Source organism: Legionella sp. W05-934-2 (assembly GCF_964199965.1).
Lineage (GTDB): Bacteria > Pseudomonadota > Gammaproteobacteria > Legionellales > Legionellaceae > JAFIFT01.
This window is the reverse complement of record NZ_CAXMZT010000006.1, coordinates 106,898-120,421: the sequence shown is the minus strand read 5'-3', so window position 1 is coordinate 120,421 and position 13,524 is coordinate 106,898. Positions and strand designations below refer to the sequence as shown.

The window sequence follows — 13,524 nt, the reverse complement described above, 5'->3', positions numbered from 1 at the left end:
TGCCTCACAAAGATCTGCTCGTTAATCCTTGAAATAATCATGTATGTTGAGCTTTTCGTTGTTTTGTGCGATGCAATTGGCTCGATGGGTAAACTATCTTATAGACGCTTAATATGTTTAATCACCAACTCCGAGTAAAAATAATTAGCACATTTTTTTTGTTGCTATTTATGACGCTTATCGGGCGAGTCATCTATTTGATGATAATCAACCAATCCTTTTTGGTTCAACAAGGTGATGCACGACAGATTCGTAAAGTAAAACTTCCTGCCTATCGGGGTATTATCTTCGATAGAAACAATATTCCTTTAGCCATTAGCTCGCCCGTTCAATCCCTTTGGATAGACCCTGAGCATTTTTTTGCAGAAGCCGAAGAGCTCCACCAGCTTGCAAAAACAATTGGAACAACGCCGGAAAAAATAATAAAAAAAATCCAACGCTATCAAAATAAACATTACATGTATTTAGCTCGCAACTTATCCCCGGACATCGTTGCAAAATTGAAACAGCTGCCTATTTATGGATTGCATGTTGATCAGTCCTTTAAGCGGTTTTATCCGCAAGGCGAAACAATAGCCCAATTAATAGGCTATACCAATGTTGATGAAATTGGGATCGAAGGGATTGAGAAAATGTACCATTCCTGGTTGGAGGGACAGCCTGGTATTAAACGATTTGTTAAGGATCGTGATGGTCATATCATTGCTGAAGTTGGCGAACAAAGAGCAGCTGAGCCAGGGCATAATCTCACACTCACGATTGATCAACGTATTCAATCGTTGGCATATAGAGCGCTTGAACAAACCGTGCAAACGTACGCTGCCAAAGCCGGAACTGTCGTGGTTATGGATAGCCAAAATGGGGATTTATTGGCTATTGCCAATTACCCATCATACAACCCAAATAATCGTGGGCAATACATCGGTGAACATTTCCGCCAGCGTGCATTTACTGATTTATTTGAGCCTGGGTCAGTGATTAAACCGTTCAGTATCGCTTCCGCCTTAAATTCTGGAAAATTCACGGTGAATACAGTCATCGATACTAATCCAAGTTATATGATGGTGAAAGGCCATGCCATTAGAGACATGCGCAATTATGGGAAAATCTCCGTTGCTGAAATCATACAACACTCCAGTAATGTGGGGGTGACGAAAATGGTGCTAGCTAATAATGCAGAGCATTTGATCGATTTGTTTAAGCGCGTTGGTTTTGCTCAAAGATCATATACAGGATATCCTGGCGAAGCAGAAGGGGATCTCCCTAGGCCAGAACATATTAATCCATTTGTTTTAGCGACGCTAGGATTTGGCTATCATGTGTCAGTCACACCCATCCAACTGACCCAAGCCTATTCGATATTTGCCAATGAGGGTCAATTACGTCCCGTTAATCTTATCTATCAAAACGAAAATAGACAACAACCTATCCAAGCGGTTGACAAAGAAGTCGCTAATCAACTTCTGCAAGTGATGGAAGGGGTGATTAGTGCTCAAGGTACGGGTAGTTTGGCTCGGGTTCCTGGTTACCGTGTAGCGGGTAAAACGGGAACTTCTCGTGTTGCTGATGAAAGAGGGTACAATGCTGAAAAGCATATCGGAAGCTTTGTGGGGATTGCACCTGTTAGCAACCCGAAATTAATCGTCGCCGCAGTTATTTACGAACCGACTCGGGGCAGTTATTATGGGGGTAAAGTTGCGGCTCCATTGTTTGCAAAAGTGATGGGTGGCGCGTTACATGTGCTCGAAATTAAGCCGGATAAAATTGGATAAAATTGTTATGAAGTTAGATAATCTGTTATCGCCGTGGGTTCAAGAAAACCTTCCAAGTATTGCTATCGAGTCGATCGAAAATGACAGTCGCCAAGTGACTAAAAATGCGCTATTTTTAGCATATCCAGGCGCTGCGACGGATGGCCGTCAATATATCAAACAGGCTATCGATGCCGGTGCTGTTGCAGTCGCTTATGAGTCAATGGATGGATTTAAACCCGCAGAAAATGGAAAAATTGTCTTTTTACCCATAGAGAATTTAGCAAGTAAAATGCTGGGGTTGGCTCAACGATTCTATCCGATTGACGAATCAGAGCTTCTGGTAACAGGGGTAACTGGTACAAATGGAAAAACAACCATCGCCTATGTGTTGGCCCAGGCTTATGAGCGATTAAATGGTCATGCAGCGTATATAGGCACCCTTGGAGAGGGGCGAGTTAACCAGTTAAATCGACTTGCAAATACAACGCCCGATAGTCTTGTGCTGCAAAAATTATTTCATCGCTATCAACATCAGGGTATCCGCCATGTTGCGATGGAAACATCTTCCCATGCGTTGAGCCAACAGCGGGTTGCAGGTGTCAAGTATCATCAAGCTATTTTTACCAATTTGACCCAAGATCATTTGGATTATCATAAAACGATGGCTGAGTACGCGACTGCGAAGGCAAAATTATTTGCTTTCCCTTCGCTGAAATATGCCATTATTAATTATGACGATCCTTATGCGAATTTAATGGCAGAGAAAATTCCTGTAGGGTGTCAGTTAATCACCTATGGACTTCACCCCAAAGCAGACATCCATGCCTTAGACATGCATACTCACCAACAGGGGATGAGTTTTAATATAACGTCGCCCTGGGGGAAATTTTGCCTACAAACGGTGTTAATAGGGCAATTTAATTTGTATAACATCCTATCTGTTTTTGCCAGCTTGGTGAGTGCTGGTTATGATGCAGCAGAGGTTGTTGAAGTGATTCGTCATTTGCAACCCTCACCCGGCCGAATGGAGTTGATTTCTCATCAACCGCAAATCATTGTTGATTTTGCTCATTCACCGGATGCCTTGGGCAATGTATTAAAAACCGTTCGTCAATTAAGCCAAGGTAAAATTATCGTCGTGTTTGGCTGTGGGGGTGAGCGAGATTATGGAAAACGTCCTATTATGGGCGAAGTCGCTTCACGCTTTGCTGATCATATTATTATAACCAGTGATAACCCAAGAACTGAAGACCCAGAAACGATCATGTCTGCTATTGCAGCAGGTGTACCGGCTACCCAATCAATGGAAAAAATAAGTGACAGACGCTTGGCTATCAAAAAAGCGATTGATATGGCTGATTTCGATGATGTTATTTTAGTGGCTGGAAAAGGTCATGAAGTATCCCAAATCATCGGAACGAAATCTTATCCGTTCTCGGATCAACTTGTGATAAAAGAACTGATCAAAGATACCATAACCTCTCATAATAAAGGTTAGATATACCCTTGATCATTCCTGGGCTTTCTGCAAACCTGCGTGACCATGGACGACTTTGTTAGATAAGCTATAGCCTCGATAATATCCAAGAGGCAAGCTTCATGAATAAAGACGATAAACAACTTGAGTCTGTTAAACGTGCATTCGAACACTTATAGAGTGGGAACGCATGTGCTTATCCCAACTTGAGTTTGTTACCTTAACTGGGTGTGTGCATTTATTAAAGGATTTTGCGTACGTCCTGTCTAATTTAAAAAAATGTTTTGAAAGTCCTAGCTATTTCTAGTATTTTGAATCAATGCTTAGCATTAATAATGATTTATTAACTAGAAAGGAGTCGTTATGATAATATCACAGAAATTCCCCTGTATATTATCCATGTGCTTAGTTTCAAACATGGTGATTGCAGGCAATAATTTTCCAACCATCGTAAATCTAGACCAAGGACCTGTTCAAGGTAAAATGGAAGATGGGGTTAGAAAATTTTTGGACATAAAAACACACAATGCTTCTAGGTGGCAATATGCCCAACCCCTCATTTATTCCCCCATCCCCCAAGACGCAACTGTAGAAAAGCCCGCTTGTTATCAAAATTCAATGAGATTAATTCCCTACCCTAATGCGCCACTGGCCATAACTAATTTTGGAGCGGTGGAAGAGGATTGTCTTGATGTGACAGTGATTACCCCTGAATCACCTAATTTATCAATAGCGCATCAATTACCAGTAATTGTTTACATCCATGGTGGCGGCGGATTTACAGGCTCAAATAGCGAAAATTTCTACAGCATGACGAACCATGTTAAAGAAACCAATAGCATTGCCGTAGTAATAAAATACCGTTTAGGAGTGTTTGCAAACTTCCCATTATTCGGTGCATTACCAGCGAACTTAGGTATTGAGGATGCCAAGGCACAAATAAAATGGGTTCATAACAACATCAATAAATTCGGCGGAGATCCAGATAATATTACTTTATGGGGACAAAGCGCTGGAGGCGGGCTGATCACACGTTTGATGCTAAATAACAATTCAGTTAGTATACCGGATAGCATTGCCTCTCTGGGGGTAAAGAATGTCATAGTAGACTCCCCTGCGCCAATTAATGGCATACCTATCGCAACGCAAGTAGGCGCTAGCATAGCTGTGGCCCAGACTTTAGGTTGTGTTCAAGATCCTCAAAACCCTGACATTCCTGCTGCTATTCAATGTGTCCTTAGCAAACAACCCAATGAAGTCTTAAATACGGTTAATGCAAATCCTGTTCTTGCTGGTGCATTTACATTCAGCTATGGTCCAGGCACTCAATTTGCAGATAAACCATTAAAGCTGTTTGAGTTAGGTCAGAATGAACAGGATTTGAACACGATTATTGGATACAATGGTAACGAAGGCACAGGACTAGCCTGGATTTTAGGCGGCGCTTCGTTCCCTCCCTTTAACCCTGCCGATCCGGTGTTCCAAACCACTTCAGCAATTTTTGCAGCACCACCTCCACAAGGTTTTGGAATAAGCTATGCCAATGCCACCTTAACGGACGTGACTCCAGAAGCCTTTGCGGTGCTTATGGGTATTGCTCACGCTTCTGAAATAGGCGATCCTTCTCAGGCAATTGCTTATTATGCTCAAAAAGCGGCTGTAGAAAATACTACTCTGTGGAAGCAAGTTGCCAATAGTATTGGTGATAGAAGTTTTGTTTGCCCTGTAGACATCATATCTAATTCTCTAGCCGAGCAGAATCAGGATGTATGGCGTTATGTATTTACCCATCAGCCAAACGACCCAGTCTATAATTTTAATGCGGGTGATGGTGATACGCACAGTGTTGATCTTCCCTATCAAGCGAAACTTGCTGCTTTCGGGGATTTTCCTGCATTAAATAGTTTTTCTTCAGATGAACTATTGTTCTCAGATGATCTTCTCGGATATCACTATCTATTTATGAGAGCAGGTAGACCAACAAGCATTCTTCCGCTTACTGATGCATGGAGAAAATATCGTATGGCCCCTATTTTTCCTGCGCTAAACCAGCAAATTCTAAAATGGGAACCAAGGCAAGGGCAACCTCGCTCTGAGTTCCATATTGCTCGTACAGAAGGAAGTTGCGGATTCTGGAACCAATATCTTATCGATGCAGTTCCTTCATCCAAGAAACAATAAAGTACGCGAACAATCCTTCCTATCCAAAGGAGCCGTAAGGCTCCTTTTTTTGACATAAGCGCCCCTATTATCCAGTTGTTCTGTTTTACTTTGCTTCAAAATTAGATGCAGTTGCCCTGCAAATATCCCAACTAAAGTTTAACTTAATATTGTGTTAACCGTAACTCCCAACCACGTCACCCCGAGCTGATAGTTGTTTATCTTTAACCGACTGGTAATATGATAATTGGGGCAGACACATGGTTCTGTGCAAATGGATCAATAAGTTATTTCAATAAGCCTGATAATTTTTGCGATGATTTTCCCTCGTGCCCTGATCAAAGCTGGACATTAGCTGCGGATAAATCAACTTGTACTCGTGAAAATCGACCTTGTATTCGTGACCCTGATAATGTTTCTGAAGAACCGTTATTAGCTGCTGTTGCTTATGCCGAATCACATTGGAGCAATCATTATGAAGAAATGGCAGGAATTGCGAGTGCTACTTTGCGAAGAATGAAAGCATATGGATATAAATCAGTTAGTGAACTCATTTCAAAAGATCCCAACTTTTAATGGCGTTTTATATGCGATGCCGCCTGTTGAAATAATTCAGTCATGTAAAAATAATAGTCCAGCAAATAAATCCGTCCTTATGACGAAATTGAAGGCATTGGCTTATCTTGCAGGTATTAAGAAAATAACTCGTTTTGAAATAGAGCAATTAGTAAATGAGGCAGAGGCTAAAGGACGTGTTGTTGGCATCCGATTAGAAATTACTGAAGAAGAAAATAGAACGCCTTGGAAAGCAACAGTACCATTGCCAATCATTGATACATTACCCAAAAAGATACACTTGGTCATCAGTAATGAGATTTTTATTGAAAAGGAATCATTGCCATCCCCGTTATTAAATAGACTGATTCGTATTGCTGCCTTTCAAAATCCTGATTTCTATAAAGCACAAGATCATTCAAAATACGAGGATTTATGCGCCTTTATTTTTTGATCCTACAAAACGTTAAAAATCGCGCAATGGCTCATTCCCTTGTGTGTTTTTTAACGTTTTGTAGGGCGAAAAGGAAAAAGCAGAAAACTCACATTTTGAATGATCACGGGTATATGCTAATCCAACGCAAACACATCAAAGCCATGTCTAAGGTGTGCTTTGCGTAATGTTAAAAAAGCATGGCTTTTATCTTTTGCCGATTTTAACAAGATGGATTCATTGACTGGATCGTAATGATTGAGCAGGTCATGTGACCACGTTTGTTGGGTTAAGTCGATAGTCAGCTGATTCTCACTTGCGCTCATGGGAGGAATGGGTAGTTTTGCGACCCGGTGAATTTCTCGGCTTACCTGAAACACAGCATTCACCTTTGCTTCCACTGTATGGCCAGCGATATGGGGAGTACATAGGAATGCCGTATCGACAATTTTGGCATTAATATTCGGCTCATTTTCAAACACATCTGTACAGTAATTATGACAAAACGGTGTGTTTAAAATCTCTTCTTCATTGACGATGCCACCACGCGATGCATTAATGATAAAGCAACTTGATTTGAGTGATGCTAAAAAGTGTTGATCAATTAAATTCTTGGAAGGAAACGGCGAATCAGCGTGAAAATTTGCATGGATAAAGATAGCATCACATTGGGAGAGTTTTTCAAGGGGTATGTGCACAAAATTAGGTGGTTGGTGAATCAAAGGATCACAGGTTAATACTTTATAATTAAGTAATGAAAATCGGCGCTGTAGCTGGGAACCGACATGACCATAACCAATAATTCCAAGGCATCTTCCACTTAATTTTGGTTGAATATGTGCAAAAACCGATAATACCCAATCACAGACAGCACTGGCATTGGCGCCTATGGCGGTGATAAGACGAATGTTATTTTGTCTTAAATAGGATGTATCAATATGATTGGTGCCAGAAGAGGCTGTGGCAACCATCCGAACGTGCGTACCTTCTAGCAATGGTTTATCAACGGAGAGTGTCGAGCGACACAGCAGCACGTCAGCCATCGAGATTTGTTCCTTCAATTCCTCACTATTGGCATATGTCACAATATCAAACCCTTTAGGAAAGGCTTTAGGCAAAACAGGGAGATTGGCATCGGCCAGAAGAATCATTGGGCAATTGGGGGTAAGTTAAAAATATAAAATAAAAAATTCATCAATAATTTTAAGCCAGGCATAATCATTCCGCCTAATAACCCTGTGGCCATAAGGATAATTAAGATGATAATGCCATAGGGCTCGATTAAATTATAATGATAAGCCCAACGGGTAGGCAATAAACTACTAACCACCCGACTCCCATCAAGAGGCGGGATTGGGATCATATTTAATATCGCAAGAACAATGTTGATTACAATGCCAACTTGGCACATGAGAGCGATAAAGACAACCACTTTATTGCTTGGTAATTGAAATACAATGAGCGTTTTAAGAATGGCTATCCAAAACAATGCCATGACAATATTAGCACTAGGTCCCGCCACACTGGTAAATGCCATATCGCGATTGGGGTTTTTAAAATTGCGATGATCGATGGGTACTGGTTTTGCCCAACCTAGTGTGAATTGAAACCCGCTTACGACAAGAATGACTATCGGGATAATAATGGTGCCATATAGGTCAATGTGTTTGATAGGGTTAAGGCTAAGTCGGCCTTGAAATTTAGCCGTTGCATCACCAAAATAATTTGCCACAAAGGCATGAGCTGCTTCATGCAATGTGATTGCAAGCAATAACGGTAATATCCAAACGGAAATAATCTGAATATAGCTTAAGTTCATAGAAATCTCTTTAGATTGCTACCGTTAGTGTATACAATAAGGCTACTAAGTTCCAGGGATAGTAGTTATGTTTTCTATAATTAGTCGTTTTTGTCATTGGATCTATTGGATTTCCTTTTTAGCAGTCCTGGTTGGATGCTATCTATTTGTTGATCGATGGGTTGCGCAAATCGTGTATCAACACCCGTCTTGGCATCAATTTCATTTCTTATATGCCATAACGCTATTAGGGACGTGGTCAGTTATGGTGGCGCTTGTCATCGTTTTGTACCTATTCAGTCGAGTTTTAAAACTAAGCACATCCATTCGTGAGACGCTTGCTCAAATCGGATTAACATTGATTGCCACAAATTCGATCGCAACTATTTTAAAAACATTGTGCGGTAGGGCAAGGCCAATGTTATGGTTTGATCAACACATGTATGGATTTTATGGTCCCACTTGGAACGCAGATTTTTGGTCCTTTCCTTCGGGCCATACTGTTACTATCATGTCGATAATGTGGAGTTTATGTTTTATCTATTCAAAATATTGTGTTATTTGGCTTGGGGTTGGAATTATCGTTGTTGCTACAAGAATCGTATTATTACAACATTATCTGAGTGATGTGCTCGCATCTGCTTATCTTTCATTAGTCGTTGCTGTATTTATTTATCGGTATCGCCAAAAGTGGAACTCTTGGGTTTAAAAGGAGAAGGGTATGAAGGACAGTTATGAAAAGATAAAAACGTCATTTGAAACGTTATTAGATACCTTTACTCAGAAAAGGGAAGAAGAGCGAACGATGAAATGCCTAATAGAAGACATTTCGAATTTTATTAAAGCGCAGTCTGAGGTATACCCTGAAATGGATGTGATTAAAGCGCTAAAATTAGTGACCCATGGTGATAAAATTGCGCAATATACAAAAATTAAAGCATTTCAGGATAAATTTGCAACAGATGGTTCTGGGTTGTTTGGTGTGGTTGGCACCGCGATTGCTTATAAAAATGTTCAAGATGGAGTCAATAAAAATTCTTGGGAAGAGTTGTTGAGTGATTTAAAGGAGCAATACTCTTATGAAAGAACCCTGGCGGGCCAACAGATTTTAAAAGCACAAATCGCATTAGTTAACCTTATTATTCAATATAATAAAAACACGGAAAAAAACTATGGTGAGGAGTATGTAAAAATCCTTGCACTGGTTCCTGTTTCATCCACAGTCCTGATGGCTTCTATGACGCCCTATCTTACCTCATTTATCTTAGTGAATAATGTCGTGCAACAGTTGCTTTATAAAAATCAAATCTCAACGCCTGGTTTATCACAGTCATTACATCGAACCCTATTAACCATTACCACACTGTTAGCCATTCCTGGAAATCTAGTAAGCACAGGTCTTAGCTACATTAATGTCTATCTAGCTGATATGATTATGGGGATAATTAGCACGACTTACCAAAGCTACCGATCAGCGATGCCAAGTGTAAGTGATAGCGGGGCACTTGTTCTCTATCAAAGTCAAAATCCTGCGAATGTTAATTTGCTAACTGTGTTTCAAACGCAGGAGTTTTCCTTGATTGCAGGCATTCTTCTCCCGTATATCCACAAAAAAAAGAATGCTTTACTTCCAAGTCTTTGGAAAGGCACTGAGAAAGCGACTATTATGCGAACTTATTTAATGAAACTATCGTCTATCGATCAATCGGAAAAGACATTAGTTAATAAGTTAAAAACAGCACTTGAGCTTACAACTTCCGAATTAGAGGGAAACAATACGATTTCTGGGAGCGGAAATGAAGCGGTGGAGATGGTAAAACTAGTGAAAGGTTTATTGGAAAGAAAAATTAGGACGCTCGAAAAGTCAGAAAACCAAGAAATAGTTGAACAACCCATGAGTAATCCGACTTCTTTTCAATGATGATGAACCACGAGACAATGCCTCTAAAAAAAGAAAGAGACAATGAACTATTTCTGCAGGGAGCTATTATCGGGAAAACGCTATAAACCATGGCTTGTTAATGGATTATTTCAGTTAACGCATCTCATTTAGCACCACACAAAATAATAGTCGCTTGGGCTCACGACTAGCGGTAAGAGAAAAAAAAACTCCAAAAACTTGTACTTATTCTCTATTTTTTGGCATTATGCTTAGGAATATTATTGGAAATAAATCATATTAGTTAGGATTGGTTTCAGAGAGGAAATATGAAAATTCTAGTACCCGTTAAGCGAGTGATAGATCCGTATGTGAAAATTCGGGTGAAAGCAGATGGGAGTGGTGTTGAAACACAGAATATAAAAATGACGATGAATCCATTCGATGAAATTGGGGTGGAAGAAGCAATTCGCTTAAAAGAAGCAGGCGTGGCTGACGAAATTGTTTTGGTTAGTATTGGTGACAATGCTTGCCAAGAAACACTTCGGCATGGGTTGGCCCTTGGTGCAGATAGAGGCATACTAGTCGAAACAAAAGATGCCTTACCACCCTTAAATATTGCTAAAATATTACACAAAATTGTCAGTCAAGAAAATCCTGAGTTAGTGCTAATGGGTAAACAGTCGATTGATGGTGATAATAATCAAACACCTCAAATGTTGGCGGGGTTATTAGGCTGGCCTCAAGTCACCTATGCTTCTGTTATCAAAATGGAATCGGAACAACTGCTAGTTACCCGAGAAATTGATGGTGGATTAGAAACATTATCGGTTAATTTACCCGCGGTCGTTAGTACCGATTTGCGTTTAAATGAACCTCGATATGCAAGTTTACCAAATATCATGAAGGCAAAGAGAAAACCATTGGATATTATGCAAATTGCCGATTTAGGGATTGATTTAAAAAAGCATACCCAGCAACTAATTGTTGAATCACCGAGCACAAGAACAGCAGGTGTTATGCTTCAATCGGTTGAAGAGTTGGTTGAAAAATTAAAAAATGAAGCCAAGGTGCTATAACAGGAGGTAATTAATGAGTACGCTTGTTCTAATTGAGCACGATAACAATAAACCCGCCTCTAGCAACTTGTCTGTTATTAGAGCAGCAACGCTATTGGCATCGCCAGTCACTGCGTTAGTTTGTGGCTATCAATGTCAATCAGTTGCGGAAGAAGTAGCAAAAATCAGCGGTGTTCAATCTGTTACTCTGATTGAAGATGAATGTTTAGCACATGCTTTAGCTGAGAATATCACGGAAGCAGTGCTAGCTGTTGCCAGTGGTTTTAATCATATTGCTGCACCAGCCACGACCTTTGGTAAAAATTGTTTGCCAAGGATTGCTGCAAAATTGGATGTTGCCCAAATTTCGGATGTGACGGAGATTGTTGCGCCGGACACCTTTAAACGACCCATATATGCAGGTAACGCTATCGAAACAGTTCAATCGCTTGATACAACCAAGGTAATTACAATTCGTCCCTCTGCTTTTTCGCCCGTGGAAGAGGCGCAGCCTTCTGCTCCAATCAATCATCATAAAGTGGTTATTTCAGCGGCCAAAACGCAATTTATCAATCACCAATTAAGCGTATCGGAGCGGCCAGAACTTACAGGAGCAGATATCGTCGTTTCCGGAGGTAGAGGCCTGCAAAATAAAGAGAATTTCCAATTAGTTGAACAATTTGCTGATGCGATTGGGGCGGCAGTAGGTGCTTCAAGAGCGGCGGTTGACGCGGGGTTTATTTCCAATGATTATCAAGTGGGACAAACAGGAAAAATAATTGCGCCAAAATTATACTTTGCCATAGGCATATCGGGTGCTGTTCAACACTTGGCTGGTATCAAGGATGCGAAAGTGATTGTTGCCATCAATAAAGATGCCGAAGCCCCCATTTTTCAGGTGGCGGATTATGGTTTAGTTGGCGATCTGTTTAAGATTGTTCCTGAGTTGATTGAGAAGTTAAGTAATTAATGGGGAATATTGTTGGGCCGAGGCCTGAGGTATCTTCAGTTTTTAGGAGATGCTTGATATTTAGTCGCAACGACGGCAACTTTTTCTTGTGATAGAAAAGTGAAAATACTTCAGGGCAGGACCCAACCTACGAACTGAGCTTCATTGTTGAATAGTTCAATGATCAATAAATAATAATAAGAGAGACAATTATGTTAGTAGGTGTGCCAAAGGAGATTAAACCACAGGAAAATCGTGTGGGGTTAGTGCCGGGAAGCGTTAGAGAAATTATTCGAGCAGGTAGCAAAGTCATTATTGAAAAAAATGCCGGTTTGGGTATTAGTATTTCCGATGATGATTACAAAGCAGCTGGTGCAGAAATTGTTGATAGAGCTGAAGAAATCTTCGAACGAGCTGACTTGGTGGTTAAAGTAAAAGAACCCCAACCCATTGAATGTAAGCGATTGCGAGAAGGTCAAACTATTTTTACCTATCTCCACCTAGCCCCGGATCCTCAGCAAACAAAACTTCTCAAAGAATCAAAAGCAACTGCGATAGCCTATGAAACAGTTACCCAAAGCGAGGGTGGTTTGCCGCTGTTAACGCCTATGTCGCAAGTAGCAGGTCGTATGTCGATACAGGCAGGCGCGCATTGCTTAGAAATGGCTCAGGGTGGTAGCGGTATGCTGTTAGGTGGTGTACCTGGTGTGGCACCAGCCAGTGTTGTCGTGATTGGTGGTGGGGTTGTAGGTACGAATGCAGTTAGAATGGCGATGGGTATGGAGGCCTATGTAACTGTCGTTGATAAATCCTTGCAACGACTAAGAGAGCTTGATTTTCAATTTGGCTCAAAATTAAATACCATCTATGCAACCCAAGAGTCGATGGAACATTATGTCACCCATGCAGATCTAGTCATTGGTGCCGTGTTAGTACCAGGGGCTGCTGCACCAAAGTTAGTCACGCGAAAAATGCTTCGGGAAATGCGTCCAGGTTCGGTTGTGGTTGATGTTGCAATCGATCAAGGCGGATGCTTCGAAACATCCAGGCCAACCACACATCTAGAGCCTACTTACGTTGAAGAAAATGTGGTTCATTATTGTGTTGCTAATATGCCAGGGGCTGTTCCTAGGACATCGACTTTCGCTCTGAATAATGCAACATTACCGTATATCATCAGTTTAGTCACAAAAGGGGTAAAATTAGCACTCTTAAGTGATGGACACCTTCTCAATGGTTTAAATGTCCATAAAGGCATGATTACCTATGAAGCGGTTGCTCGGGATCTTAAATATGAATATGTAGCAGCCACGGATGCACTCGCTTCATAGTTTGGCGAATATCGGTCGAGTCTTGGCCTTAAGTATCCTCAGTTTTGGGGAGATGTATGATATATAGTCGTTGCGAGCGAAAGCGAAGCAATCCATATCGATGTCATGTTAAACATCTGTGCTGGATTGC

12 protein-coding genes are annotated in these 13,524 nt (G+C 40.9%); 10 read left to right on the top strand and 2 right to left on the bottom strand.

Going from position 1 to position 13,524, the window contains the following annotated elements; translation table 11 throughout:
* The first annotated feature begins 170 nt into the window (after positions 1-170).
* The 5 genes from AB3348_RS08520 (at position 171) to AB3348_RS08500 (ending at position 6,400) form a co-directional block, all read left to right on the top strand.
* On the top strand, positions 171-1,772 hold the full coding sequence (locus tag AB3348_RS08520) for a peptidoglycan D,D-transpeptidase FtsI family protein (protein WP_367607169.1): 1,602 nt from the start codon (positions 171-173) through the stop codon (positions 1,770-1,772).
* 7 nt (positions 1,773-1,779) lie between these two features.
* Positions 1,780-3,252 (top strand): UDP-N-acetylmuramoyl-L-alanyl-D-glutamate--2,6-diaminopimelate ligase, encoded by a 1,473-nt coding sequence (locus tag AB3348_RS08515; protein ID WP_367607168.1) that lies wholly within the window; start codon positions 1,780-1,782, stop codon positions 3,250-3,252.
* 342 nt (positions 3,253-3,594) lie between these two features.
* Positions 3,595-5,412: a carboxylesterase family protein gene (locus AB3348_RS08510; protein WP_367607167.1), complete on the top strand. Its 1,818-nt coding sequence runs from the start codon at positions 3,595-3,597 to the stop codon at positions 5,410-5,412.
* Between the two features lie 219 nt (positions 5,413-5,631).
* Positions 5,632-5,967 (top strand): hypothetical protein, encoded by a 336-nt coding sequence (locus AB3348_RS08505; RefSeq protein ID WP_367607166.1) that lies wholly within the window; start codon positions 5,632-5,634, stop codon positions 5,965-5,967.
* Between the two features lie 16 nt (positions 5,968-5,983).
* Entirely contained in the window at positions 5,984-6,400 is a 417-nt protein-coding gene (locus tag AB3348_RS08500; RefSeq protein ID WP_367607165.1) for a hypothetical protein, read from the top strand.
* 116 nt (positions 6,401-6,516) lie between these two features.
* Here the strand turns inward: AB3348_RS08500 and AB3348_RS08495 are convergent, their stop codons facing one another.
* On the bottom strand, positions 6,517-7,530 hold the full coding sequence (locus AB3348_RS08495; protein WP_367607164.1) for an NAD(P)-dependent oxidoreductase: 1,014 nt from the start codon (positions 7,528-7,530) through the stop codon (positions 6,517-6,519).
* Complete coding sequence (locus AB3348_RS08490) at positions 7,527-8,204, bottom strand: site-2 protease family protein (RefSeq protein ID WP_367607284.1); 678 nt, start codon at positions 8,202-8,204, stop codon at positions 7,527-7,529. The genes AB3348_RS08495 and AB3348_RS08490 overlap by 4 nt, the downstream gene beginning before the upstream one ends.
* Positions 8,205-8,265: 61 nt before the next feature.
* Here AB3348_RS08490 and AB3348_RS08485 point away from each other — a divergent pair, with 61 nt between their 5' ends.
* From AB3348_RS08485 to ald, 5 genes are all read left to right on the top strand, one after another.
* Positions 8,266-8,886 (top strand): phosphatase PAP2 family protein, encoded by a 621-nt coding sequence (locus AB3348_RS08485; RefSeq protein ID WP_367607163.1) that lies wholly within the window; start codon positions 8,266-8,268, stop codon positions 8,884-8,886.
* Positions 8,887-8,898: 12 nt separating this feature from the next.
* Positions 8,899-10,098 (top strand): hypothetical protein, encoded by a 1,200-nt coding sequence (locus tag AB3348_RS08480; protein ID WP_367607162.1) that lies wholly within the window; start codon positions 8,899-8,901, stop codon positions 10,096-10,098.
* A gap of 287 nt (positions 10,099-10,385) precedes the next feature.
* On the top strand, positions 10,386-11,135 hold the full coding sequence (locus tag AB3348_RS08475; protein ID WP_367607161.1) for an electron transfer flavoprotein subunit beta/FixA family protein: 750 nt from the start codon (positions 10,386-10,388) through the stop codon (positions 11,133-11,135).
* Positions 11,136-11,148: 13 nt separating this feature from the next.
* Positions 11,149-12,084 (top strand): electron transfer flavoprotein subunit alpha/FixB family protein, encoded by a 936-nt coding sequence (locus AB3348_RS08470; RefSeq protein WP_367607160.1) that lies wholly within the window; start codon positions 11,149-11,151, stop codon positions 12,082-12,084.
* 191 nt (positions 12,085-12,275) lie between these two features.
* Positions 12,276-13,394, top strand: a complete 1,119-nt coding sequence (gene ald, locus AB3348_RS08465) for an alanine dehydrogenase (protein WP_367607159.1) — start codon at positions 12,276-12,278, stop codon at positions 13,392-13,394.
* Positions 13,395-13,524: the final 130 nt, after the last annotated feature.

Coding starts and splice junctions, on each gene's coding strand:
- AB3348_RS08520 (WP_367607169.1), top strand. CDS start 171: ATGACGCTTATCGGGCGAGTCATCTATTTGATGATAATCAACCAATCC.
- AB3348_RS08515 (WP_367607168.1), top strand. CDS start 1,780: ATGAAGTTAGATAATCTGTTATCGCCGTGGGTTCAAGAAAACCTTCCA.
- AB3348_RS08510 (WP_367607167.1), top strand. CDS start 3,595: ATGATAATATCACAGAAATTCCCCTGTATATTATCCATGTGCTTAGTT.
- AB3348_RS08505 (WP_367607166.1), top strand. CDS start 5,632: ATGATAATTGGGGCAGACACATGGTTCTGTGCAAATGGATCAATAAGT.
- AB3348_RS08500 (WP_367607165.1), top strand. CDS start 5,984: ATGCCGCCTGTTGAAATAATTCAGTCATGTAAAAATAATAGTCCAGCA.
- AB3348_RS08495 (WP_367607164.1), bottom strand. CDS start 7,530: ATGATTCTTCTGGCCGATGCCAATCTCCCTGTTTTGCCTAAAGCCTTT.
- AB3348_RS08485 (WP_367607163.1), top strand. CDS start 8,266: ATGTTTTCTATAATTAGTCGTTTTTGTCATTGGATCTATTGGATTTCC.
- AB3348_RS08480 (WP_367607162.1), top strand. CDS start 8,899: ATGAAGGACAGTTATGAAAAGATAAAAACGTCATTTGAAACGTTATTA.
- AB3348_RS08475 (WP_367607161.1), top strand. CDS start 10,386: ATGAAAATTCTAGTACCCGTTAAGCGAGTGATAGATCCGTATGTGAAA.
- AB3348_RS08470 (WP_367607160.1), top strand. CDS start 11,149: ATGAGTACGCTTGTTCTAATTGAGCACGATAACAATAAACCCGCCTCT.
- ald (WP_367607159.1), top strand. CDS start 12,276: ATGTTAGTAGGTGTGCCAAAGGAGATTAAACCACAGGAAAATCGTGTG.